This window comes from Streptomyces sp. NPDC044002 (assembly GCF_056434525.1).
This window is the reverse complement of the sequence record NZ_JBWKEZ010000012.1, coordinates 43,082-66,690: the sequence shown is the minus strand read 5'-3', so window position 1 is coordinate 66,690 and position 23,609 is coordinate 43,082. Positions and strand designations below refer to the sequence as shown.

The window sequence follows — 23,609 nt, the reverse complement described above, 5'->3', positions numbered from 1 at the left end:
AGGTCATCTGCAATGGAGAATTCCGCCGACGGTGTGTACGACGTGGTCATCCTCGGTGGCGGCAGCGGGGGCTACTCCTGCGCCCTGCGCGCGACCCAGCTCGGCCTGGACGTCGTCCTGATCGAGAAGGGCAAGCTGGGCGGCACCTGCCTGCACAACGGCTGCATCCCGACCAAGGCGCTGCTGCACGCCGGCGAGGTCGCCGACGAGCTGCGCCGCAGCGAGTCCTACGGAGTGAAGGCCACCTTCGGGGGCGTGGACATAGCCGGGGTGCACGAGTACAAGGACGGCGTGATCGCCGGCCTCTACAAGGGCCTCCAGGGCATGCTGAAGTCGCGCAGGAACCTCACCCTGGTGGAGGGCGAGGGCCGTCTCGTCTCCCCGACCGAGGTCGAGGCCGGCGGCGTCCGCTACAAGGGCCGCCACGTCGTCCTCGCCACCGGCTCCCAGCCGCGTTCGCTGCCCGGCCTGGCCATCGACGGCGACCGGGTGATCTCCTCCGACCACGCGCTGTTCCTCGACCGGATCCCCGAGTCGGCGGTCGTGCTCGGCGGCGGCGTCATCGGCGTCGAGTTCGCCTCGGCCTGGAAGTCCTTCGGCGTGGACGTCACCGTCGTCGAGGGCCTGCCGCACCTGGTGCCGGCCGAGGACGTCGACATCTCCAAGTCCCTGGAACGCGCCTTCCGCAAGCGGAAGATCAAGTTCGAGCTGGGCTCCCGCTTCTCCGGCGTCGAGTACACCGAGAGCGGCGTACGGGTCTCCCTGGAGAACGGCAAGCAGATCGAGGCCGAGCTGCTGCTCGTCGCCGTCGGCCGCGGCCCGGTCTCGGCAGGCCTCGGCTACGAGGAGGCGGGCGTCGCCCTCGACCGCGGGCACGTCGTCGTCGACGAGCTGCTGCGCACCGGACTGCCGACCGTCTCGGCCGTCGGCGACCTGATCCCGACCCTCCAGCTGGCCCACGTCGGCTTCGCCGAGGGCATCCTCGTCGCCGAGCGCCTCGCGGGCCTGCCCGTGAGCCCGATCGACTACGACGGCGTCGCGCGGGTCACCTACTGCGAGCCCGAGATCGCCTCCGTCGGCCTCAGCGAGGCGAAGGCCAAGGAGGTCTACGGCGAGGACAAGGTCGTCGTCAGCAAGTTCAACGCCGGCAGCACCGGCAAGAGCAAGATCCTCAAGTCGGCGGGCGACGTGAAGCTCGTCCAGGTCGCCGACGGCCCCGTCATCGGCATCCACATGATCGGCTCGCGGGTCAGCGAGCAGATCGGCGAGGCCCAGCTCATCTTCAACTGGCAGGCCCTCCCGTCGGAGGTGGCGAGCCTCATCCACGCCCACCCGACCCAGACCGAGGCCCTGGGCGAGGCCCACCTCGCCCTCGCCGGGAAGCCGCTGCACGTCCACGGCTGAGCCAGGACCCGGCGGTCGGTATTCCGCCATTCGGAAGGGCCGGGGCAACTCCCCGGCCCTTCCCCCGTTTTCGGTGAAATCGCTGGTACGCGACCCGCCCGGATGCCACGATCACTGCGCCGCGGGCGTGGGGCCCGCCGGTAACCGGCCATCAGGCGAGGACGTATCCATGAACCCGGAACACGGCACCAACCTTGCACACGGCACCAACCCGGCATACGGCACCAACCCGGCACACGGCCCGCACGGCGCGGCCCGCACCGGCACCGACAGGGTGGCCGGCCTCCTCCTCGGCCTCTCCGCCGTCCTCATCGGTCTGATGGCGGGCCTGTTCTTCGCCTTCGACGTCTCGGTGATGCCGGGACTGGCCGCCGGCGACGAGCGCACCTACGTCACCGCCATGCAGAACTTCAACGCGGCCATCGACGGCAACGGCCTCTTCGGCAGCGCCTTCGTCCTCGCCCTGCTCGCCACCGCCGCCGCTGCCGTCGTCGAGTACCGCAAGGGCCGGCGCGGGACCGCCGTGTGGGCGGCCGCGGCGGCCGTCGCCTACCTCGTCGTACTGGTGATCACCTTCGCGGTGAACATCCCGCTGAACAACGAGCTCGCGGCCGCGGGCGACGCGGCGAAGCTGACCGACTTCGCGGTGGTGGAAAAGTTCAAGGGCACCTGGGTCACCACGAACATCCTGCGCACCCTGCTCTGCACCGCCGCCCTCGCCGCCCTCGCCCGAGCCCTCCTCCTGCACGGCCGCGCCACCGCCCGCTGATCCGTCCGCGGCCGGCGGGCCGCCGGACGGGCCGCCGGGACGGACGGGCCGCCGGCCTAGGCGTGCTGCCCGTGCAGGACCAGCGCCCAGGCCAGCAGCCCGAAGGCCACCGTGCACAGCAGCGTGCGCCACGTGTTCGCGCGGACCCAGGTCCCCTCGAACGCGCGGCGCACGGCCCCGGGGTCGGCGATCCGGTCCACCGGGCCCGCCTTCTCCAGGGCGTTGTTGAGCGGGATGTTCACCCGGGCGGTGACGATCATCGCCAGGACGTACGCGACGAGCGCGCCCGCCAGCGGCACCAGCGCGTGGCGCCCGTCGCCCGGCAGGTGCAGGCCCAGGGCCAGGGCGGTGAACAGCAGCGAGCCCATGTAGCCGAGCAGGAACCAGCCGTTGAGGATCGCCACGTTGATCCGCTGCATCGTCTCGATCACCGTGCGGTCGGACGAGGCGCGCAGCCCCGGCATCACCGCCACCGAGAACCCGTAGAAGAGGCCGCTCACCAGGCCCATGGTGATCGTCGCAGCGATCAGAGACGCGAACCTTGCCGTTTCCACGTGGTTCCCCCCGCCTACGTGGGTGCCGCAGGACTGCCGCACCGCGATGGCCGGATTCTCGCCCATCCAGGGCCGTTCCGAGCCTGATCCAAGCAGTCCCCAGCTGATACTACGGTCGTACACAGGCCATCTCCCGTGTCATTGCACAGGCCCAACACCCTTGCTGCGCAGGCCGGATGACCAATTCCGGGAGCACCCCCCGTGCGCGGTACCCTCCCGCTGGGCCCGCACGCCCCCACCAGGACGCCGGAGAGGAATCAAGACGTGACCGACCCGAAGCAGAGGCTGGACGCACTGCGGACCGACATCGAGCGCCGCAACCCCGCCCAGCCCGAGTTCCACCAGGCCGTACGGGAGGTCCTGGACACCCTGGCCCCCGTCTTCGCGGCGCGCCCCGAGTACGCCGAGGCCGGGCTCGTGGAGCGGCTCGTGGAACCGGAGCGGCAGATCATCTTCCGGGTGCCGTGGACGGACGACCACGGGCACGTCCACGTCAACCGCGGCTACCGGGTGGAGTTCAACAGCGCCCTCGGCCCGTACAAGGGCGGTCTGCGTTTTCACCCGTCCGTGGACATCGGCGTGGTGAAGTTCCTCGGCTTCGAGCAGATCTTCAAGAACGCGCTGACCGGCCTGGGTATCGGCGGCGGCAAGGGCGGCAGCGACTTCGACCCGCACGGCCGCTCGGACGCCGAGGTCATGCGCTTCTGCCAGTCCTTCATGACCGAGCTCCACCGCCACATCGGCGAGCACACCGACGTCCCGGCCGGCGACATCGGCGTCGGTGGCCGTGAGATCGGCTACCTGTTCGGCCAGTACCGGCGCATCACCAACCGCTGGGAGGCCGGCGTCCTCACCGGCAAGGGCCAGGGCTGGGGCGGCTCCGCCATCCGGCCCGAGGCCACCGGCTACGGCAGCGTCCTGTTCGCCGCCGAGATGCTCAAGGTCCGGGGCGAGTCCCTGGACGGCCTGACGGCCGTGGTCTCCGGCTCCGGCAACGTCGCCCTCTACACCATCGAGAAGCTCCAGCAGCTCGGCGCCAACCCGCTGACCTGCTCCGACTCCCAGGGCTACGTGGTCGACGACAAGGGCATCGACCTCGCCCTGCTCCGCCAGATCAAGGAGGTCGAGCGGGGCCGCGTCAGCGAGTACGCCGCCCGCCGCGGCTCCTCGGCCCGCTTCGTGCCGGGCGGACGCGTCTGGGAGGTCCCCGCCGACGTCGCCTTCCCGTCCGCGACCCAGAACGAACTGGGCGCCGAGGACGCGCGCGCCCTCATCGGGAACGGCGTCAAGGCGGTCTCGGAGGGCGCCAACATGCCCAGCACCCCCGAGGCGGTCCACCTCCTCCAGGCGGCGGGCGTCGCCTTCGGCCCGGGCAAGGCCGCCAACGCGGGCGGCGTCGCGGTCAGCGCGCTGGAGATGGCCCAGAACGCGGGCCGCACGGCCTGGACCCGGGACCGGGTCGAGTCGGAACTGGCGGGCATCATGAGCTCGATCCACGAGGTCGCGTACGAAACGGCCGCCCGCTACGACGCCCCGGGCGACTACGTCACGGGCGCCAACATCGCCGGCTTCGAGCGCGTCGCCGACGCGATGCTGGTCCAGGGCGTGATCTAGCCCCCGTCCCCGTCCCCGTCCCCGTCGTCGGCGCCGTCGTCGGCATCGGGTCCGCGCCCCCGCCCACCGGGAACGCGGGCCCGCGGCCGAGGACCGGGAGGACCCCGGGGAGCGGGCGCGCGCGGGGCGGCCGCTCGGGCGGCGCTCAGGGGCGGCGGCGTAGCCTGGGGGTCCGCCATCGACAGGGAGTTGCCGCGTGCTGACCGCGCTTGACGGGACGTACGGCGACCGCGCGGACGCCGTGCGCGTCGCCGGCCGTGCCGCCTCGTACGAGGAACTGCTCGGCGCGGCGGGGGCCGTGGCCGCCGACGTCGCCGGAGCCCCCGCCTTCGCCGTGACGGCGACCGCCTCACTGGAGACCGTCGCGGCGGCCGTCGGCGGGCTCCTCGCCGGTGTGCCCTTCGTGCCGCTGCCCCCCGACGCCGGGCCCGCCGAACGCGGGCACATCCTGCGCGACTCCGGTGCCGTCGAGGTCCCCGTCGACTTCGCCCGCCGGGCCGGGGCGCCGGCCCGGGCCGCCGGACCCGGCGACCCCGCCCTGGTGCTGTACACCTCCGGCACCACCGGCCCGCCCAAGGGCGTGGTCCTGACCGCCGGCGCCATCGCCGCCGACCTCGACGCCCTCGCCGGAGCCTGGCAGTGGAGCGCCGAGGACACCCTGGTGCACGGGCTCCCGCTGTTCCACGTGCACGGCCTGGTCCTCGGCGTGCTCGGCGCGCTGCGCACCGGGAGCCGCCTCGTGCACACCGGCCGCCCGACCCCGCAGGCCTACGCCGCCGCCGGGGGCAGCCTGTACTTCGGGGTGCCGACCGTGTGGTCCCGCGTCGCCGCCGAACCGGAGCACGCGGCCGCGCTGTCCGGGGCCCGCCTGCTCGTCTCCGGCAGCGCCGCCCTGCCCGCACCCGTCTTCCGGGACCTGGAGCGCCTCACCGGCCACCGCCCCGTCGAGCGCTACGGGATGACCGAGACCCTGATCACCGTCAGCGGCCGCGCGGGCGGCGAGGTCCGTCCCGGCACCGTCGGGACCCCGCTGCCCGGCATCCGGACCCGGATCGCCGCCGAGCCGGGCGCCGAGATCGGCGAACTCCAGCTCACCGGGCCCACGTTGTTCTCCGGCTACCTGGGCCGCCCCGAGGCGACCGCGGCCGCGTACACCGAGGACGGGTGGTTCCGTACGGGCGACATCGCCGCCGTCGACCCGCAGGACGGGGTCCACCGCATCGTCGGCCGGGCCTCCATCGACATGATCAAGTCCGGCGGCTACCGCATCGGCGCGGGCGAGATCGAGAACGCCCTGCTGGACCACCCCCGGGTGGCCGAGGCGGCCGTGGTCGGGGTCCCGGACGCGGACCTCGGGCAGCGGATCGTCGCCTTCGTCGTCGCGGACGGGGTCACCGGCCCCGAACTCACCGACTTCGTCGCCGCGCACCTCTCGGTGCACAAGCGGCCCCGCGAAGTCCGCTTCGTGCCCGCGATCCCGCGCAACGCCATGGGGAAACCGCAGAAGAAGCTCCTGCTGGGCGGCGACCCGGGCACGGCGGGCGGCCCCGGGGAGGCGCGGTGAGCGGCGTCGGCGGGGAGAGCCCCTGGATCCGCCGCTTCCACCCGCCCGCGGTGCCGCCGGGGAAGCCCGTGCCGGTCCTCGTCGTCCTCCCGCACGCGGGCGGCAGCGCCTCCTTCTACTTCCCGCTCTCCCGCGACCTCGCCGCGCACGCCGAGGTGCTCACCGTCCAGTACCCCGGCCGCCAGGAGCGGCTCGGGGAGCCGATCCCGGACACCATCGCCGGGCTGGCCGACGGGGTGGAGCGGGCGCTGGAGCCCTGGCGCGGCCGGCCCCTCGTGCTGTTCGGGCACAGCATGGGCGCGGTGCTCGCCTACGAGCTGGCGCGGCGGCTGGAGGCGGCCGGCGGGACGCCGCGCGGCCTGATCGTCTCCGGGCGGCGGTCTCCGCTCGTCGAGCGGGAGGAGGAGCACCTCCACGCGCGGGACGACGACACCCTGATCGCCCGGGTGCGCTCCCTCGCAGGGACCGATCCCGGGCTGCTGGACGATCCGGGGTTCCGGGCGCTGATCCTGCCGGCGCTGCGCAGCGACTACCGGGCGGTCGAGACCTGGCGGCACGAGCCGGGGCCGCCGCTGCGGACCCCCGTCAGCGTGCTGTGCGGGGACTCCGACCCGCGGGCGAGCGTGGCGGAGGCGATGGGCTGGCGGGACGTGGCCGGGGCCGGGTTCGGCTTCCGCCTCTTCCCCGGCGGGCACTTCTACCTGGCCGGCGGGCAGCACGCGGCCGTGGTGCGGGCGGTGGCGGAGGACCTGGCGGGGTTCACGGCGGACTGACGCCGTCCCGGCCTGCTGGGGCGGTCAGGCCGTCGGGCCCTGGGGCGGTTGGGCCGTCGGGCGGTGAGACCGTCAGGCCGTCAGGCCGTCAGGCCGTCGGGCGGTCAGGCCGTTGGCCCGTCGCCGCGCACCGCCAGGTGCCGGGCCAGTACCTCCAGGGCCTGCGTCACCTCGGGCAGCCGCTCGGCGCCGGCCTCGCCCAGTGCCCGGGCGAGCGCCTCCTCGACCTTGGAGCTGCCGGCGGCCCGAACGGCGGCCACGCGCGCGGAGGCCGTGGGGGACTGGCGCACCAGGGTCCGGCGGCGGTCGGCGGGGTCGGGGGCCGTCTCGACCGAGCCGGCCTCGCGCAGCCGGGCCACGGCGCCCGAGACCTGGCTCTGCGGCAGTCCCGTGCGCTGCGCCGTCTCGCCGACGGTGGTGCCCGGGTGCGCCGCGACGTCCCCGGCGACGATCACCACGGAGCGGGTGCCGCCCGCGTACTGCCCGGATCCGCCGGGGGGTTCGGGCAGGGCCTCCTCGCCGAGCTTCATCAGGGCGCGGCCCAGCAGGAACAGTTCGATTCCATCCACCGGTCCAAAATACATCAGCATCGATTCATCGAAATCGATCCATCGGTATTGATGTATCGGGATCGATGGAATACCTTGGTTGCAGGGCGGCGGACGAGGGGTCCGGCGCCGGAAGCCCAGCCAGCCGAAGGAGAGCCGTCATGTCCAGCCTCGCCGTTCCCGGTGCCACCCTCCACTACCGACTCCAGGGCTCCGGGCCGCTGTTGCTCATCTCGCAGAGCGGTGAGGGCGATGCGGACCGCACCATGGACCTGGTCCCGCACCTCACCGACACCTTCACCGTCCTGACCTACGACCGCCGGGGCCTGTCCCGCAGCCGCCTGGAGCAGCCCGGCCGGACCACCTCGCTCGCCGAGCACGCCGATGACGTCCACCGGCTGCTGGCCGCCGTCACCGACGAGCCGGCCCTCATGCTCGGGTGCAGCCTCGGCGCCGTCATCGGACTGCACGTGGCCGCCGGACACCCGGGGCAGCTCTCCGCCCTCGTCGCACACGAGCCGGTCGCGCCCCGCCTGCTGCCGGACGCGGCCGACCGCAAGCGGCACGAGGAGGAACTCGTCGAACTCCAGCACACCTTCCGGGAGGAGGGGCTGCCCGCGGCCGCCCGCGAGGCCGCCCGGGTCCTCGGCATAGACACCAGCGGCAAGGACTCCGAGCCGGGGCTCACCCCGCAGCCGATGAGCGAGCAGCGCCGGGCCAATTTCGCCTACTTCATCGAGCACGACTTCTCGGCGATCCTCCAGGACACGCTCGACCCGGCCGCCGTGGCCGCGAGCACGACCCGCATCCTCCCGGCCGTCGGCGCCACCACGCCGTCCACCGTCTTCGACGTCGCGTGTGCCCACGCGCTGGCGGATCTGGTGGGTTCCGGGATACGGGTCTTCCCGGGCGGGCACAACGGCAACACCAGCCACCCGCGGGCCTATGCGGAGCGTCTGCGCGCTGTTCTGACGGGGTGCTGAGGGCTCGCTGACCGCCTGCTGACGGCCCTCGGACGCCCGCCTTGCGGCCTGGCCGGAACGCCCGGGACCACCTAGGCAGCGTCCATGCCCGTCGGTACGTTGGCCCGCATGGATCAAACGACCGGTGCCTCCCGAACCAGTCTCGATCAACGTGCCCTCGCGGCCGCCGCCGTCACTGTCGTGATGTGGGCCTCCGCGTTCGTCTCCATCCGCGCCTCCGCGGAACACTTCGGCCCCGGAGCGCTCGCGCTGGGCCGGCTCCTCACGGCCTCGCTCGCACTGGGCGCCGTACTGCTGGTCAAGCGGACACCGCTGCCGCCGCGCCAGGCGTGGCCCGGGATCCTGGCTTCCGGGGTGCTGTGGTTCGGGCTCTACATGGTGGCGCTGAACTGGGGCGAGCAGGGCGTCGACGCCGGCACCGCCGCCATGGTGGTCAACATCGGGCCCATCGTGATCGCCCTGCTCAGCGGGTGGATGCTCAAGGAGGGCTTCCCGCCGATGCTGCTCGCCGGGATGGGCGTCTCCTTCGCGGGGGCGGTCGTCGTGGGGATGTCCACCTCCAAGGGCGGCAGCTCGTCCCTCACCGGTGTGCTGCTCTGCCTGGTGGCCGCGCTCGCCTACGGCGCCGGGGTGGTCTCGCAGAAGCCCGCCCTGCAGTACGCGAACCCGCTCCAGGTGACCACCTACGGCTGCTTCGTCGGCACCGTCTGCACCCTGCCCTTCGCCGGCCAGCTCCTGCGACAGCTCCCCGAAGCACCCCTGTCCGCCACCCTCAACATGGTCTACCTGGGCCTCTTCCCGACCGCCCTCGCCTTCACCACCTGGACGTACGCCCTCTCCAGGACCACCGCCGGGAAGATGGGCGCCACGACCTACGCGGTGCCGGCCGTGGTCATCGTCATCGCCTGGGCCCTGCTGGACGAGGTCCCGGCCTGGCTGACCCTGCTGGGCGGCGCGATCTGCCTCGCGGGCGTGGCCGTCTCCCGCCGAGGCCCCCGCACCGCCCACCGCCGCATCAGTCCGCCAGCGCTTCGCGGAGCTTCGAAGACGTGAGCCCGAAGGTGTCGCGGACATCGCTGTCGTCCACGACGAACGGACGCTCGGACATGTAGCCCATCTCGGCGAACTCCCGCCACAGAGGGTCGGTGAAGGACAGCAGCGCCAAGTCCCGTTCGGTGAGCGGCTCCAACCGCGGTTCGGGTGCTCCGTGGAGTTCGGCGAGGTCGGCTGCGGCCTGACGGACGGTCGTGGTGATGACCGGGGCGTGCCAGGCGCGTCCCCACGCCCGGTCGTCGCTGCCGACCGCCACCAGAGCCGCTGCGACGTCCTCGGTGTAGGAGAACGAATGCGCCGCATCGGGGTTGCCGGGGACGAGAGCCAGTTCACCGTCGCGGACCCGGGGAGCGACCAGCAGCGTGAACGGTGAGACCGCGCCCGGGCCCAGGTACTGGCCGGCCCGCACTTCGGTGACCCGCAGCCGCCCTTCGTCGTGCGCGTCCCTCGCTCGCTGCCACAGTTCGGCCCTCACCCGGCCCTTCCGGGTGTGCGGGGCCATCGGGGTGCGCTCGGTGACCGGCCCGGTGGTCTGCTGGTAACCGTAGTGATTGCCGAGCATCACGTAGTCGGCCCCGGACCGCTCGGTCGCGGCGAGGATCGAGGCGAACAGCGGCGGCATGGTCTCCGGCCAGGTGTGGTAGGCGGTCATGGCGGCGTTGAAGACCGTGGCCGCTCCGGCCAGAGCCTCGGCCAGCTCGTCCGTGCGGCCCGCGTCCAGAGCGACCCGTTCGACGGCGGGGTGGTCAGGACCACTGCCGCTGCGCGTGATGAGGCGGACCCGCTCGCCGCTCTCGGCCAGTTGCCTGGCGGTCGCGACCCCGGTCGCACCTGCCCCGATGACGACTGATCCACCCATGGTCCTGTCTCCGTTCACCGTCAAAAAAACATGGAACGCCTCCCCGGAGGGGGACACGTGGTTCACGGAGGGCCCGTCCGCACGCCCAACTCTGCGGTGCGGACGCGGAGTAGGTTAGTGGCACGAAAGCCATGACCTCCAAGGATCCAGCCATGCACCGTGTCGCCGTCCTGGCCGTTCCGGCGGTCAAACCCTTCGACCTGTCCATGCCGTCCGCGCTGCTCGGCGCCGCCGAACTCGACGGGCGCCCCGGCTACGAGGTGACGGTGTGCACCGCCACGCCCGGCGTGATCGCCGCGTCCGGCGGCATCGAGGTGGTGGTCCGGCACGGCCTTGAGGCGGTCGCGGCGGCGGACACGGTGATCGTCCCCTCGACCGCCAGCCGGCACGATGCCGAGCCGGCCGTGCTGGAAGCCCTGCGGGAGGCGGCCGCCGCGGGCAAGCGCGTCGCCTCGATCTGCAGCGGCGCCTTCGTCCTCGCCCGGGCCGGACTTCTCGACGGCCGTGTCGCCACCACCCACTGGGCCCTGGCCGAGGAAATGCGGCGAGCCTTCCCCTCGGTGCAGGTGGACGCCGACCGGCTGTTCGCGGAGGACGGACCGGTCATCACCGGTGCGGGCTCGGCCGCCGGGATCGACCTGTGCCTGCACCTGATCAGCGCCGACTACGGCGCGGCCGTGGCCAACGCGGCGGCCCGTGCCGCCGTCGTCACCCCGGTCCGCCACGGCGGGCAGGCACAGTTCGTACAGACCCCCCTTCCGGCCAGGACCGACTCCTCGTTGGACGCGGCCCGCATCTGGGCACTGCAGCACCTGGACCAGCCGATCGCCCTGCGCGACCTGGCCGGTCAGGCCGGGGTCAGCGTGCGGACCCTGACCCGCCGCTTCACGGCCGAGACCGGTGTGACCCCGTTCCAGTGGCTGCTCCAGCAGCGGCTGCTGCGGGCTCGCGAGCTGCTGGAGACCACGACTCTCACCGTCGACCAGGTGGCGGGCCGCAGCGGCCTCGGCTCCGGCGAGTCGCTCCGCCAGCACCTGAACCGCCAGATCGGCATGACCCCGGCCGCCTACCGGGGCGCCTTCCACCGCCCGGGCGTGAAGACCGGTCAGGGACCGCTCGACCCGGTCCGTCCCCGTTCGCGGAGGTAGGTGTCCAGTTCGGCGGCGCCCGCCAGGAGGGCGCGGGCGCGGGTGGACAGGCGGGTGTGCCAGTCGTGGAGGGCGGCCTCCAGGGGCTCCAGGCCGCCGGCCGCGCGGACCTGGGTGATCAGCGGGGCGATCTGCTCCAGCAGGTAGCCGCCCCGGCGGAGTTGGTGGGCCAGGCGGGCGTCGCGCACGGCGGCCTCGTCGTAGACGCGGTATCCGGTGCGGGGGTCCCGCTGCGGGTGCACCAGCCCCGCCTTCTCCCACTTGCGCAGGGTCGCGGGCCGGACCCCGAGCTTCGCCGCCAGTGGGCCGATGAACGTGCCGCCGGGTTCCGGGGGCGGTGCGGGGTCCAGGTCGCGCAGGGCGTGCTCCACCGCTTGGAGGGTCCGGCGGTCGTCGAGGAGCTGGGCGTGGCTCTCGTCGATGAGCCGGAAGGCCTCGTCTGCCGCACCCCCGTTCACCGCCCGCATGACCGCCGCCGCCGTCCGGTGCCCGTGGCCCGGCAGCAGGGCCAGGAACGCGCGCAGCGCGCCCGCGTGCAGCGGGGCGTAGACGCGGTAGCCGCTGGCCGTGCGGGCGGCCGCCGGGAGGATGCCCGCCTCCTCGTAGTTCCTGACCGCCTGGGTGGACAGGCCGTGCCGGCGTGCCAGGTCGATCGGCCTCAGCTGTCCGGCGGTTTTAAGGTTCTGGCCCATGAGGGCCGAGAATAGCGGGCCAAGTTTCAACCGAAGATTCAGCGATAGCGTTGAAGGCATGGCGAACCGCATCAAGGAAACCGTCCATTCCGTCGACGCCGCCGCACTCCTGCGGCTGCTTTCCCGCCGGCCCCGGGTGCTGGCCCTTGGCGAGCCCACCCACGAAGAGGACACCCTGCTGCACCTGCGCAACGAGCTCTTCCGGCAGCTCGTGGAGGAGGGCTACCGCACCATCGCGATCGAGAGCGACTGCCTGATGGGGCTGGTCGTGGACGACCACGTCACCTCCGGCGAGGGCGTGCTGGACGAGGTCGTGGAGCGCGGCATCAGCCATGGCTGGGGTGCCTCCGCCGCCAACCGCGAGCTGGTGCGCTGGATGCGCGCCCACAACGAAGGCCGGCCGGCCGCCGAACAGGTCCGCTTCGCGGGCTTCGACGGCCCGCTGGAGATCACCGGCGCGGCGAGCCCCCGGCAGGCCCTCACCGCGCTGCACGACCACCTCGCCGCCCGGGTGGACACCGGCCTGCTGCCCTGTACGCGGGAGACCCTCGACCGGCTGCTCGGCAGCGACGAGCAGTGGACCGAACCCGCCGCCATGATGGACCCGGCCCGGTCCGTGGGGCAGTCGGCCGAGGCGGGCCGACTGAGGCTGGTCGCCGACGACTTGGCGGCGCTGGTCGAAGAGCAGGCGCCCCGGCTGATCGCGGGGGGCCCGCCGGAGGAGTGGGAGCGGGCGTGTCTGTACGCGCGCACGGCCACGGGTCTGCTGCGCTACCACCACTGGATGGCCGACGGTTCGCCCGCCCGGTTGGCCCGGCTGGTGGGGGTGCGGGACCAGATGATGGCCCGCAACCTGCTCGCCCTCGCCGAGCGGGGGCCGGTGTTCGTGCACGCCCACAACACCCACCTCCAGCGGGAGCAGAGCTCGATGCGGATGGGCGGGCAGCGGCTGGAGTGGTGGGGCGCCGGTGCGCTGGTGGACGCCCGCCTCGGTGCGGAGTACGCCTTCGTGGCCACGGCCCTCGGCACGATCCGGCACCGGGGAGTGGAGGAGCCGGCGCCGGACACCGTGGAGGGGCTCCTGTACGCCCTCCCGGAGGACCGCTGCCTCGTCGACTCCCGGCGGCTGGCCGAGGTGCTCCCCGGCGCCCGCCCCGCGCCCCGGGTCTCGCCCTGGTTCGGGTACGCCCCGCTCGACCCGGACCGGCTGGAGGGCGGCGACGGGCTCGTGTTCGTGAAGGACATGGCTCCGGCGTAGCGTTCAGTCTTTGTCTGTTGCAACGGTGGTGGGGTGTTCGTTGCGTTGAATTCAGGGGTGTTGCAACGATTGCACGGCTGTGACCTGCGGTGATGCGTCTTCTTCGCAACGGGTGTGTTGCTCGGTGTGTGAACGCGACGTAGCGTTCAGGTCATCAGAAACACCGAGCGACACAAGCCCGAAGGAAGAGTCATCATGCAGAAGTTCGCCACCGCCGCCGCGATCGCCGCCGTCCTGGACGTCCCCGCCGGGAACATCCGCTTCATCGCCGCCGACCGCGCCGACACCACCGTCGAGGTGCTGCCGGCCAATGCCTCCAAGAGCCGTGATGTGAAGGCCGCGCAGGAGACCGCGGTCGAGTTCCGGGACGGTGTGCTGCGGATCAGCGCGCCGAAGAAGAGCCAGGTGTTCGGGGCTTCGGGTTCGGTCGAGGTGACCGTGCAGCTCCCGGCCGGCTCCAGTGTCGAGGCGAAGACGGCCAGCGCCGAGTTCCGGGGTGTGGGCCGGCTGGGAGAGGTGTCGCTGGAGAGCGCGCACGGGACGGTGAAGCTGGACGAGGCGGCCGGGGTGCGGCTGGTCCTGGCCGCGGGTGACATCGCGGTGGGCCGGCTGGGCGGTTCGGCCGACATCCGTACGCAGAAGGGCGACCTGACGATCGCGGAGGCGACCGGCGGGACGGTGACCCTGCGGACCGAGCACGGTGACATCAGCGTCGGTGCCGCCCGTGGGACTGCGGCCTCGCTCGACGCCGGTACGTCCTACGGCCGGATCAGCAACGCCCTGCGCAACAGCGGCGAGGGCGCCGTGCTGAACATCCAGGCCACCACCTCCTACGGCAACATCACCGCCCTCACCGCCTGAACACGGCCCCGGCCAGTAAGGTCGGCCGGACCGGAGAAGGAGGAGGAGAGCCGTGACGACCGGCATCGTGATCGCCCAGACCACCGTCGACGACGCGGAGCGCGCCCAGCGCCTGGCGCGCGGGGCGGTGGAGGAGGGGCTGGCGGCCTGTGCGCACGTCGACGCTCCCCTCACCGCCGTCTACCGGTGGAAGGGGAGCGTCGAGACGGCCACCGAGTGGCGGGTCTCCTACAAGACCGCCCGGGAGCGGCTGCCCGCCCTCGCCGAATGGGTCGCGCGGGCCCATCCCTACGAGGTCCCGGAGTGGATCGTCCTCCCCGTCGTCGACGGCTCGGCCGCCTACCTCGAATGGGTCGAACGGGAGAGCCGCGGTTGACGGTCCGTCAAAGGACATAGGTCGCCTCGTTGCGGCCGAGCAGGTACCCGAGCTGGAGCCGGTTCAAGGCTCCGAGGTCCTGTTTGATGGCCGCGATGTGCGCCTGGAGCGAGCGCTCGCTGATCCCTATGCGGCGAGCGATGGCCTTGTCGGAGTAGCCCTCCACGAGCAGCCGGCTGATGGACTCGCGGATCGCCGGGACCACCTCGTCCGCCGCCTTGGCCGCGTGCAGCGGGACGAAGGGAAAGGGCTTCGCCCGGTCCCAGGCCTTGTCGAACGTATCTCTGAGAAATCGTACGATGGTCGGTTCGGTAATGGAGATCGCCGTGGTACGGTCCTCGTTTGCCGAAATGAAGGCGACATCGTCCACAATGATCAAACGGTCAAAGAATTCTTCCAGCGTCCGTACTTGAGCGCCGTATTCCGTGACGGCGCGGACGTATTCCTTCGTCGCCTCGTCGAATCTCGTCGTGTGCTGATACAGCGTCCGCATGGCGATCCCCGCCGAGATCTGGCGCCGCACGGATTCCAGGGCGTCCTTCAGCACCGCGCTCGGGCGCGCCCCGTCGGGCTGCGCGGTGAGGATGTCCCGCCGGACCGACGCGAGGGCGTCGTTGATCGCCGTCGAGATGCTGCCCAGGCCGTGCAGGTACCGGACCCCGGGCCCCACCACCTCCTCGCCGCAGGGCTCCAGGGCCGCGGGCGGCGCCGGGTGCGCCGCCGCCTGCTGGGCCGCTTCCTGCGCCAGCAGGCCGAGGTGCGTTGCGAGTTCCCGCAAGAACGCCTGCGGTTCCCCCGCCGCAGCCGCGTACAGCCCCTCAGGTGCACCGCTTTGTGCGGTTTTGACGTATTTGACTACGTCCACTTGCCACCCCTGTCTGTCCGGTATGCAGGTATGTGCGGCGGTTGAGACCCCGTGGGTTCCCGCAATGCGGAAACCGGAGCCATCGTAGGTCTACCTGGTCTCGAGTCGGCAGGGGAGATTTGGTCTCACCGCAGGAACGAACACCGAGAAGGCGCACCGGAGATCAGCACCGCCGGAAACCGCCTCGGTTTGGCGTTCCTGGAATGGCCAAAGACGAAACGACTTGAGGGGACTGGGAAAAATGGGGAAGAACCACATGGTGACTCGTCCGGCCGGCCGCGTTTCGGGAATCCGCGGCCGCGTCGTACTCGCGACCGCGGGCATCGCCCTCGGCCTGGGTACGACGGTCGCCGGCCTCGCCACCCAGGGTGCCTTCTCCGCCGACTCCGGCAGCCACCTGCGCCTCGGCGACGTCGGCTGGAACAACGCGAACCCGCACGTCGTGGCCGGTGACGCCGATGACGTCGGCTGGAACAACCCGCAGCCGGCCACCACCCCCGCGCCCACGCCCTCCTCCTCCGACGACGTTGGCTGGAACTGATCCACCCCCGGAGCCCCGTACTGCACTGCCTCACCTCCCGCCACTGACCGACCGGCAAAGGAATGGCTGATCCTCGTGGTTGCCTCGCCCTGGTTCCTGACCTCCGAGACCGTCGCGGTGCCCGACCCCGCCGCCCGCGTCTTCTGCTTCCCGCACGCCGGCGGCAACCCCCGGACCTTCCTCGGCTGGCAGCCCGCGATGCGGGACGACGCACAGGTCCTCGCCGTCTGCCCGCCCGGCCGGGGCCACCGCTTCCGCGAACCGGCCCCCGGCTCCCTCGCCGAACTCGCCGACGGCTCCGCCGCCGCCATCACCCTCGCCGCCACCGCCGACGGCCGGCCGTTCCTCCTCTTCGGCCACAGCTTCGGCGCCGCCCTCGCCTTCGAGGTGGCCCGCCGCCTCGACGGCGTACGCGGCTTCGCCGGGCTCGTCGTCTCCGGCTGCAGCGCCCCCTCGCTGCTGCCCACCCCCCGCGTGGTCGAGGCGGCCCGGCTGGAGGGCCCCGCGTTCACCGCGGCCGTAGGCCACTTCGGCGGGCTGCCGCCCGAGGTGCTGGAGGACGAGGCCGTGCAGGAACTCCTCCTGCCGCACCTCAAGGCCGACTTCCGCATGGTCGCCGGCTACCGCTACCGCCCCGGCGCCCCCCTCGCCGTACCCGTCACCCTGCTCAACGGCACCGCGGACCCGCACGTCAGCGCCGCCGCGCTCGACGCCTGGTCCCGCGAGTGCGCCGCGCCGCCCGAACGGCACTGGACCGACGGCGGCCACTTCTACTTCGAGGACCGGCCCGACGCCGTCACCTCCGTCCTGCGCCCGCTGGCCCGCGCGGCCGCGGCCGGAGCAACCCGCCCCGACGCTGAGTACGTTGAGCTGATCTAGGCCCCGAGACCCGGGCCGCCCGCGTACGACAGCACCTGCGAGGAACCCCATGCACCCCACCACCACCCCGAGCACCGACCCCGCCGCCCGGCTCCGGCGCGCCGTCGCCTTCCGCGACCTGCACGCCGGTCCCGGCCCCTTCGTCGTCCCGAACCCCTGGGACGCGGGAACCGCGCGCATCCTGGCCTCCTTCGGCTTCGCCGCCCTCGCCACCACCGGCGCCGGCCTCGCGCACAGCCTCGGCCGCCCGGACGGGGCCAACCAGGTCAGCCGCGCCGAGATCCTCGCCAACGCCACCGCGATCGTCGACGCCACCGGACTGCCCGTCACCGCCGACCTGGAGAGCGGCTTCGGCGAGCGCCCCGAGGACGTCGCCGAGACCATCCGCCTCGCCGCCGAGGCCGGCCTGGTCGGCGGCTCCGTCGAGGACTCCACCGGCCGCGACGAGGACCCCGTACGGCCCCTCGAAGAGGCCGTCGAGCGGGTCGCCGCCGCCGTGGAGGCGGCAAAGGGGCTGGACTTCCCCTTCACCGTCACCGCCCGCGCCGAGAACTTCTTCCAGGGCCGGCCCGACCTCGACGACACCATCCGGCGCCTCCGGGCGTACGAGGCCGCCGGCGCCGACGTGCTCTACGCCCCCGCGCTCCCGGACGCCGACGCCGTCCGCGCCGTCTGCGCCGCCGTCGAACGGCCCGTCAACGTCCTGATGACCGCCGCCCTGAAGCTGTCCGTCGCCGACCTCGGCGCCCTCGGGGTACGCCGCGTCAGCACCGGCTCCGCGCTCTCCCGCGCCGCCCTCGGCGCCCTCACCCGCGCCGCCCGCGAGATCACCGGGACGGGCACCTTCGGCTTCGTCGCGGACGCCCTCCCGTACGACGAGGCCAACGCCCTGCTGGCCGCCGCCCCCGCCCCGTCCGCCGACCCAGAGAGCGAACCGGCACCGTGAGCCTTCCGTACGCGTTACCCGCCCCCGCCCCCGCCTCCGCACCGGCCGGGGCCCCCGCCGTCCACCTGTCCGCGCCCCGCTACGTGCTCGGCGAGACCCCGGCCGACCACACCACCGTCGAAGGCCTGCTGGAGCGCGCCCGCGGCTTCGGGATGCCGCCCCGCGCCGACCTGTGGGGCTGGGGCACGGTCCACCGCACCGCCAAGACCCTGGAGGCCCTCGCCGCCGAGACCGCCGCCGCCACCCTCGACGGCGCGGGCGTCTCCCCGGGCCAGGTGGACTGCCTCATCCTGTGCTCCACCCGCTTCCCCGGCGGCCCGCGCACCCACGGCGCGTTCGTCGAGAACGTCATGGCCGCCACCGGCCTCGGTGCCGCCGCCTTCACCGGCCTCACCCTCGGCCGCTGCGCCAACCTCCTCGCGGGCATCCGCACCGGCCAGGCGTACGTGGCCTCCGGCATGCACCGCCGGGTCATGGTCATCACCGCCGACCGGGTCACCGACGAGGCCGTCCGCATGGAGAACTTCGCCCTCTTCACCGACGGCGCCGCCTCCTGCCTGATCAGCGCCGAACCCCTCGGTGACGACGCGTACGAGATCGTCGCCGGAGCGGGCGCCCAGGACCCCGCCGGACTCGACTGGTCCAACGAGATCAGCTCCGACCTCGCCCGCGAGGTCAACGAGCGGATCCTCGAAGAGGCCGGCATGAAGATCGGCGACATCCACGGCGTGCTCCACGCCAACCTCTACAAGCCCCTGGTCGTCCTCAAGGAACGCCAGGCCGGCTTCACCCGCGAGCAGCTCTTCCTCGACAACATCCCGCGCGTCGGCCACTGCTTCGCCGCCGACCCGCTCATCAACCTCGTCGACCGCGACGCCGCCGGAGCCCTCAAGCCCCACGGGCACTACCTGCTGGCGTCCAGTGTCCCGGGCGTGCGGATCGGCGTCCTGCTGCGCAGGCTCCCGCACCACACCGCGCCGGACACCGCGCCGGACACCGCGCCGGAGACCGCGCCGGACACCGCACCCGACGCCGCACGGCTGGGGGACCACTGACATGAGCGCGCCCATCACCCCCGACGAGGAGACCTCCCTCGACATGGCGCGGAGCTTCTACGCCCCCGCCTTCGCCCTCCCCGACCTGACCACCTCGCTCCCGGCCGGTCCCGTCGAGGCCTCGGCGGACGGCGCCGACGAAGCCGCGCGGATCACCGCCGCGCCGCCCGCCGAACTGTTCCGCCGCCTGATCTCCGACCAGGAGAGCGAGGCCGTCCTGCTCGCCGCCCGCCGGGTGCTCACCGCCTTCCTGACCCCCGAGGAGACCACCGGCACCGACGAGGACGCCGACTCCGTGGCCGCCGAGGTGCTCGCCGCCCGCGACGGGCTCGCGGCCCTCCTCGCCCCCCTGCGCACCCACCCCGACCCGGAGGTGCGCGGCGCCGTCCTGCGACAGCGCGCCCCCCTCGCGCTCACCGGCGGCTGCTGGCTCGACACCCTCTCCCAGGCCGCCACCCAGCCCGCCGAGATCGTCGGCCGCCTCTTCGGCCAGCACTGGCGGCTCCAGGGCGAGGGCACCGCCGAGGCCGGGCTGCCCGCCCGCCGCCGCCGGGCCCTGGTCGCGCAGGGCGTCTTCCTCCCCGGAGTGGAGGCCGCCGCCTTCCTCGACGACGCCGGCGCCCTGCCGCTGACCGCCCTGCACGGCGCCTTCCGGCTCGCCCTGTCCCGGCTGCCCGCCTCCTTCCTCCCCGAGGTCGTCGGCGTCCACTACGCCGCCCACGCCCTCGGCCTCGACGAACTCCTGCTCGGCAGCGAGCCGCTGCTCGCCGAGAGCGACGTACGCCCCCTGCTCGCCGCCTACCTCTCCCACACCCGGCAGTCACCGACCGGGACCGAGGACCGGCGCCGCGCACTGGCCGCCGTACGCCTCCTCGTACGCCTGGAACGCGAGCACACCGCCGCCCTCGCCGAACTCGCCGCCTGGCACGACGGGCTGTCCCTCGACGCCAAGGTCGCGCGGATCGTCGAACGGCACGCCCCGCACGCGGGCCGCCAGCACCGCGCGGTGCGCCTGGGCACCCGCAAGCTCACCGACTGGCTGGACGACGGGCAGCTCGACGCCGCCGCCTTCGTCCGCGAGTTCCGCACCGCCCGGCAGCTGAGGCCCGCACGCGACGGCGGCCCCTGCCGCTTCCTGAAGTCCATCAAGTTCGGCGGCCCCATGTTCGGCATCTTCGACGAACGCGAAGCCGCCGTCCTCGCCGCCTGGGCGCGGTCCGTCGCCGACGGCGAGCCCGCCGGCGCAGGCCTGGTCCCCACCACCGCCGGACAGGACGCCGCCCGCGCCTGGAGCGCACGCCTCGCCGCGGCCGAACCCGCCGGACTCCTCGTACGCGACCCGGACGAGCCCGGCGGCCCCGCCGACACCCGCGACCACCGCCGCTTCTTCCACCGCCTCGTCAACTTCGAGCGCCACCCCGGCGTCCTGCCCGCCGCCCGCGCCCGCGCCGAGGCCGGACTCGCCGAGGCCGAGCTGCTGTTCGAGCACGGCGCCGCCGGGCTGCTCACCGACGCGTCCTGGTTCCCGTACACGCCCGAGGCCCTGCTGGAGCGGGTCGAACGGATCTACTGGGACAAGCTCGTGGACCCGTACGAGCCGCTCACCGAGATCCCCTCACGCGACGAGGTCGTCTTCGAGCAGTCCACGTACGCCCTCGGCAGCCTCATCGACGGCGCCTGGGCGCACCGCGTCGGCAACCTCGGCCGGCGCGGACGGCGCAGCGACGACATGCTCTTCTCCATCTACGCCGACGAGATGGGCCGCGGCGACATGGACAAGAACCACATCACGATCATCCACAAGGTCCTCGCCAGCATGGACATGGACCTGCCGCACATCCGGCAGGAGGCCTTCCTGCACCAGGGAGACCTGCCCGACCACCTGTACGGCTTCTCCATCCACCAGCTGTGCCTGTCGCTGTTCCCCGACAGCCTCTACAACGAGATCCTCGGCTACAACCTGGGCATCGAGATGTTCGGCCTCGGCGCGATGCGGCTGCACGAGATCCAGAAGCTGCGCCGGCACGGCCTCGACGTCTCCTACGAAGAGGCCCACCTGTCCATCGACAACTTCTCGGCGGGCCACGCCCGCCAGTCCGCCGACATCGTCGTCGCCTACCTCGACGACGTCCGGCACCTGTCCGGCGAGGAGGCCGTCCAGCGCGAATGGCGCCGGATCTGGCGCGGCTACGCCTCCTTCGCCTTCTTCATCGAGCACGCCCTGGTGAAGAAGGTCCGCGCCGAGGCGGCCGCCGAGGCCGCCGCGACCCCCGCCGACCTGGTCATCTGAGGAGCGAGGCGATGGAAATGACGACGAGCTTCGACCCCGAGGTCCTCGCACTGCCCTTCTACGAGGACTCCCACCGCCGGCTCGCCGCCGATGCGGGCGCCTGGTGCGACAGCAACCGGGTGCTGTGGGAGGAGGTCCGCGCCCTGGACCCCGACGCCGCCGGACGGCGCCTCGTACGCGTCCTCGGCGCGGCGGGCTGGCTCAGCGAACTCGACCCGCGCGGGGCCCCCGTGGACGACTTCCGCGCGGTGTGCCTGCGCCGCGAGGCCCTCGCGTACAGCGAGGACCTGGCCGACTTCGCCTTCTCCATCCAGGCGCTGGCCGCCACCCCGCTGCTGCGCTTCGGCAGCGAGGCGCAGCGCCGCCGCTACCTGCCGGGGATGGCCGCCGGAACGCTGATCGGGGCCTTCGCGGTGTCCGAGAAGGAGGCCGGGTCGGACGTGGCCTCGGTCGGGCTGGAGGCGGTGCGCGACGCGGACGGGGACGGCTCGTACGTGCTGAACGGCCGCAAGGCGTGGATCGCCAACGGGACCATCGCCGACGTGTTCGTGGTCATCGCCCGCACCGGCCAGGGCCCCGGGCCGCTGGGCCTGTCCGCCTTCCTGGTGCCGGCCGGCACCCCCGGGCTGCGGGCCGAGCGGATCGACGCGATCGCCCCGCGCTCCTTCGCCCACCTGTCCTTCGAGGACTGCCGGCTGCCGGCCGACGCGGTGCTCGGGCGGCCCGGCAAGGGGTTCGTGGTCGCGGTCGACCTGCTGGAGCGGTTCCGCACCACGGTGGGGGCCGCCGCCCTCGGCTTCGCCCGGCGGGCCTTCGACACGGCCCTCGGGCACGTGCTGGCGCGGGAGGCGTACGGGGCCACGCTCTTCGACCTCCAGCTGGTCAAGGCCTCCCTCGCCGACATGGAGGTCCAGCTGAACGCGGCGGCGCTGCTGGTGGCGCGCGCCGCCTGGGAGACCGACCGGGGCAGCCGCCGGTTCGCCCGGCACTCCAACATCGCCAAGGTCCACGCGACCGAGGCCGCCCAGGGGGTCGTCGACCGGGCGGTCCAACTCCTGGGCGCGGCGGGCATCGTGGAGGGCTCGGTCACCGAGCGCCTGTACCGGCAGATCCGCTCGCTGCGGATCTACGAGGGCACCTCCGAGGTGCTGAGGATGGCCATAGCCGGCTCGCTGGACATGCGCCGGGCCGCGCGAGTCGCAGCCCCTCTTTGCGCCTAAACCGGCGCCGCTCTCGCGGAGCTGGTTGCTCGCCGCCGTGGTTACTCAATTGATGGTTGCCGTGTTCGTCGTACTGCCGGACACAGCGGCCTGTACCAGTAGTTCAGCAAGGAGTCAGTAGTGAGCAGCACCACCACCGTCAGCAGTCCCGTCGAGGCCGTCCGGCTCCCCGACCCGTACCCCTACTACGCGCGCCTCGTGGCCGAGCGGCCCTTCGCCTGGGACGAGGGACTCGGGGTCTGGGTCGCCGCCGACGCGGCCGCGGTGCGCGCGGTGCTGGGCAGCGGTGCGCTGCGGGTGCGGCCCGTCGCGGAGCCGGTCCCGGCCGGGATCGCGGGGACGGCCGCCGGGGAGGTGTTCGGCGAGCTGGTGCGGATGACGGACGGCGCCCGGGCGGCCCGGCTGAAGCAGGTCGTGGCCGGTGCGCTGGCCCGCGCGGACACCGCGTACGCGGCCTCGCTGGCGGGCCGCCTCACCCGCGAGGTGCTGGCGGAGGGCGGCGAAGTCCCGTACGAGGAGCTGATGTTCGGGGTGCCGGCGCGGGTGGTGGCCGCCCTCTGCGGCCTCACCGGCGGGGCGGGCCGGGAGGCGGCCCGCGCGGTCGGCGACTTCGTGCAGTGCATTCCCGCCGCCGCTACGGAGGACCAGTACAGGGCGGCTTCGGCCGCCGCCACCCGCCTCCGCGCCCTCCTCGCCCCGGCCCTGTCCGAAGCCCAGGCGACCCCCCTCGGGACCCCGGCCGCCGCCGGGGTGCGCGGACTGCTCGGGGAGCTCGTCGCGGCCGCCGAGCGGGACGGGTGGGCGCGCCTCGGGCCGTTGCTGTCCAACGCCATCGGGTTCCTCTCCCAGACCTACGACGCCACCGCCGGGCTGATCGGCAACACCCTCGTCGCCCTCGCCCGGGGCGCCGCCGGGGCCGACACCGGCGCCCTGGTGCGCGAGGTGGTCCGGTACGACGCCCCCATCCAGAACACCCGCCGCTTCGCCGCCGAAGCCTTCACGTACGGGGGGTCCACCGTGGAGCCCGGACAGCAGGTCCTCGTCCTCCTCGCCGCCGCCAACCGGGACCCCGCCGTCAACCCGGACCCTCACATGTTGTCCCCCGGACGGGTGAATCCGGCCGTCTTCACGTTTGGCGCGGCGGCCCACCGCTGCCCGGGTGCGGAGCTCGCCACGGCCCTCGCCGCCGCCGTCGTCACCGAACTGCGCGCGGCAGGCTTGGGCACCACCGCGACCCCCGCCTACCGCCCGCTGGCCAACGCACGGATCCCGCTCCTCTAGCGCGCGGGCCGTCCCCGACGGAAGCCGACGCAGCCCCCGGAACCGCGATCAGGCCGGGGGTCGGTCACCCCTATGC

The 23,609-nt window shown here is 73.3% G+C and carries 23 protein-coding genes; 18 read left to right on the top strand and 5 right to left on the bottom strand.

From position 1 onward, the window contains the following. Window positions 1-12: 12 nt before the first annotated feature. The gene (gene lpdA / locus AC07A6_RS12015) at window positions 13-1,404 is read left to right on the top strand and encodes a dihydrolipoyl dehydrogenase (protein WP_362464162.1); all 1,392 of its coding nucleotides are present in this window, start codon (window positions 13-15) and stop codon (window positions 1,402-1,404) included. 169 nt (window positions 1,405-1,573) lie between these two features. Beyond that, window positions 1,574-2,173, top strand: coding sequence for an anthrone oxygenase family protein (locus AC07A6_RS12010; protein ID WP_478777025.1), 600 nt, complete (start codon window positions 1,574-1,576; stop codon window positions 2,171-2,173). Between the two features lie 56 nt (window positions 2,174-2,229). Here the strand turns inward: AC07A6_RS12010 and AC07A6_RS12005 are convergent, their stop codons facing one another. Next, complete coding sequence (locus AC07A6_RS12005; RefSeq protein WP_478777024.1) at window positions 2,230-2,727, bottom strand: anthrone oxygenase family protein; 498 nt, start codon at window positions 2,725-2,727, stop codon at window positions 2,230-2,232. Between the two features lie 264 nt (window positions 2,728-2,991). Here AC07A6_RS12005 and gdhA point away from each other — a divergent pair, with 264 nt between their 5' ends. The 3 genes from gdhA to AC07A6_RS11990 all read left to right on the top strand — a co-directional run bounded on the left by gdhA (window position 2,992) and on the right by AC07A6_RS11990 (window position 6,678). Further along, window positions 2,992-4,341: an NADP-specific glutamate dehydrogenase gene (gene gdhA / locus AC07A6_RS12000; RefSeq protein ID WP_386274163.1), complete on the top strand. Its 1,350-nt coding sequence runs from the start codon at window positions 2,992-2,994 to the stop codon at window positions 4,339-4,341. Window positions 4,342-4,537: 196 nt separating this feature from the next. Then, window positions 4,538-5,905, top strand: a complete 1,368-nt coding sequence (locus AC07A6_RS11995; RefSeq protein WP_478777023.1) for an AMP-binding protein — start codon at window positions 4,538-4,540, stop codon at window positions 5,903-5,905. Beyond that, window positions 5,902-6,678, top strand: coding sequence for a thioesterase II family protein (locus AC07A6_RS11990; protein WP_478777022.1), 777 nt, complete (start codon window positions 5,902-5,904; stop codon window positions 6,676-6,678). The genes AC07A6_RS11995 and AC07A6_RS11990 overlap by 4 nt, the downstream gene beginning before the upstream one ends. Before the next feature lie 104 nt (window positions 6,679-6,782). Here AC07A6_RS11990 and AC07A6_RS11985 read toward each other — a convergent pair whose 3' ends face one another. Next, window positions 6,783-7,268 (bottom strand): MarR family transcriptional regulator, encoded by a 486-nt coding sequence (locus tag AC07A6_RS11985; protein ID WP_362464179.1) that lies wholly within the window; start codon window positions 7,266-7,268, stop codon window positions 6,783-6,785. A gap of 119 nt (window positions 7,269-7,387) precedes the next feature. Between AC07A6_RS11985 and AC07A6_RS11980 the strand changes: the two genes are divergently transcribed. Further along, complete coding sequence (locus AC07A6_RS11980) at window positions 7,388-8,209, top strand: alpha/beta fold hydrolase (RefSeq protein WP_478777021.1); 822 nt, start codon at window positions 7,388-7,390, stop codon at window positions 8,207-8,209. Between the two features lie 108 nt (window positions 8,210-8,317). After that, a complete protein-coding gene (locus tag AC07A6_RS11975) occupies window positions 8,318-9,262 on the top strand; it encodes a DMT family transporter (protein WP_362464184.1) in 945 nt (314 codons plus the stop codon). Here AC07A6_RS11975 and AC07A6_RS11970 read toward each other — a convergent pair. Further along, window positions 9,225-10,121, bottom strand: coding sequence for an NAD-dependent epimerase/dehydratase family protein (locus tag AC07A6_RS11970; RefSeq protein WP_478777020.1), 897 nt, complete (start codon window positions 10,119-10,121; stop codon window positions 9,225-9,227). The two genes, AC07A6_RS11975 and AC07A6_RS11970, sit on opposite strands and share 38 nt — an antisense overlap. Window positions 10,122-10,273: 152 nt before the next feature. Between AC07A6_RS11970 and AC07A6_RS11965 the strand changes: the two genes are divergently transcribed. Further along, on the top strand, window positions 10,274-11,269 hold the full coding sequence (locus AC07A6_RS11965) for a GlxA family transcriptional regulator (protein WP_478777019.1): 996 nt from the start codon (window positions 10,274-10,276) through the stop codon (window positions 11,267-11,269). Here the strand turns inward: AC07A6_RS11965 and AC07A6_RS11960 are convergent. Further along, window positions 11,227-11,961: a TioE family transcriptional regulator gene (locus AC07A6_RS11960; protein ID WP_478777018.1), complete on the bottom strand. Its 735-nt coding sequence runs from the start codon at window positions 11,959-11,961 to the stop codon at window positions 11,227-11,229. The two genes, AC07A6_RS11965 and AC07A6_RS11960, sit on opposite strands and share 43 nt — an antisense overlap. 58 nt (window positions 11,962-12,019) lie before the next feature. Between AC07A6_RS11960 and AC07A6_RS11955 the strand changes: the two genes are divergently transcribed. The 3 genes from AC07A6_RS11955 (at window position 12,020) to cutA (ending at window position 14,456) form a co-directional block, all read left to right on the top strand. Then, the gene (locus tag AC07A6_RS11955; RefSeq protein WP_478777017.1) at window positions 12,020-13,219 is read left to right on the top strand and encodes an erythromycin esterase family protein; all 1,200 of its coding nucleotides are present in this window, start codon (window positions 12,020-12,022) and stop codon (window positions 13,217-13,219) included. Between the two features lie 195 nt (window positions 13,220-13,414). After that, entirely contained in the window at window positions 13,415-14,080 is a 666-nt protein-coding gene (locus AC07A6_RS11950; protein WP_478777016.1) for a DUF4097 family beta strand repeat-containing protein, read from the top strand. Window positions 14,081-14,132: 52 nt separating this feature from the next. Further along, window positions 14,133-14,456 carry a divalent-cation tolerance protein CutA gene (gene cutA, locus AC07A6_RS11945; protein ID WP_478777015.1) on the top strand — a complete coding sequence of 108 codons (324 nt, stop codon included), beginning with the start codon at window positions 14,133-14,135 and terminating at the stop codon, window positions 14,454-14,456. A gap of 7 nt (window positions 14,457-14,463) precedes the next feature. Here the strand turns inward: cutA and AC07A6_RS11940 are convergent, their stop codons facing one another. Further along, the gene (locus AC07A6_RS11940) at window positions 14,464-15,321 is read right to left on the bottom strand and encodes a helix-turn-helix transcriptional regulator (protein WP_362464202.1); all 858 of its coding nucleotides are present in this window, start codon (window positions 15,319-15,321) and stop codon (window positions 14,464-14,466) included. A 256-nt stretch (window positions 15,322-15,577) separates the two neighbouring features. Here AC07A6_RS11940 and AC07A6_RS11935 point away from each other — a divergent pair, with 256 nt between their 5' ends. The 7 genes from AC07A6_RS11935 to AC07A6_RS11905 all read left to right on the top strand — a co-directional run bounded on the left by AC07A6_RS11935 (window position 15,578) and on the right by AC07A6_RS11905 (window position 23,533). Beyond that, entirely contained in the window at window positions 15,578-15,862 is a 285-nt protein-coding gene (locus AC07A6_RS11935) for a hypothetical protein (RefSeq protein ID WP_362464205.1), read from the top strand. A gap of 75 nt (window positions 15,863-15,937) precedes the next feature. Continuing rightward, window positions 15,938-16,741, top strand: coding sequence for a thioesterase II family protein (locus AC07A6_RS11930; protein ID WP_362464208.1), 804 nt, complete (start codon window positions 15,938-15,940; stop codon window positions 16,739-16,741). Between the two features lie 49 nt (window positions 16,742-16,790). After that, the gene (locus tag AC07A6_RS11925) at window positions 16,791-17,687 is read left to right on the top strand and encodes an isocitrate lyase/PEP mutase family protein (protein ID WP_386271621.1); all 897 of its coding nucleotides are present in this window, start codon (window positions 16,791-16,793) and stop codon (window positions 17,685-17,687) included. Then, complete coding sequence (locus AC07A6_RS11920) at window positions 17,684-18,742, top strand: beta-ketoacyl-[acyl-carrier-protein] synthase family protein (RefSeq protein WP_478777014.1); 1,059 nt, start codon at window positions 17,684-17,686, stop codon at window positions 18,740-18,742. Before AC07A6_RS11925 ends, AC07A6_RS11920 begins: the two co-directional genes overlap by 4 nt. Window position 18,743: 1 nt before the next feature. Then, window positions 18,744-21,032, top strand: coding sequence for an iron-containing redox enzyme family protein (locus AC07A6_RS11915; RefSeq protein WP_478777013.1), 2,289 nt, complete (start codon window positions 18,744-18,746; stop codon window positions 21,030-21,032). A 17-nt stretch (window positions 21,033-21,049) separates the two neighbouring features. After that, complete coding sequence (locus tag AC07A6_RS11910; RefSeq protein ID WP_478777060.1) at window positions 21,050-22,252, top strand: acyl-CoA dehydrogenase family protein; 1,203 nt, start codon at window positions 21,050-21,052, stop codon at window positions 22,250-22,252. Between the two features lie 120 nt (window positions 22,253-22,372). Beyond that, complete coding sequence (locus AC07A6_RS11905; protein WP_478777012.1) at window positions 22,373-23,533, top strand: cytochrome P450; 1,161 nt, start codon at window positions 22,373-22,375, stop codon at window positions 23,531-23,533. Window positions 23,534-23,609 lie beyond the last annotated feature (76 nt).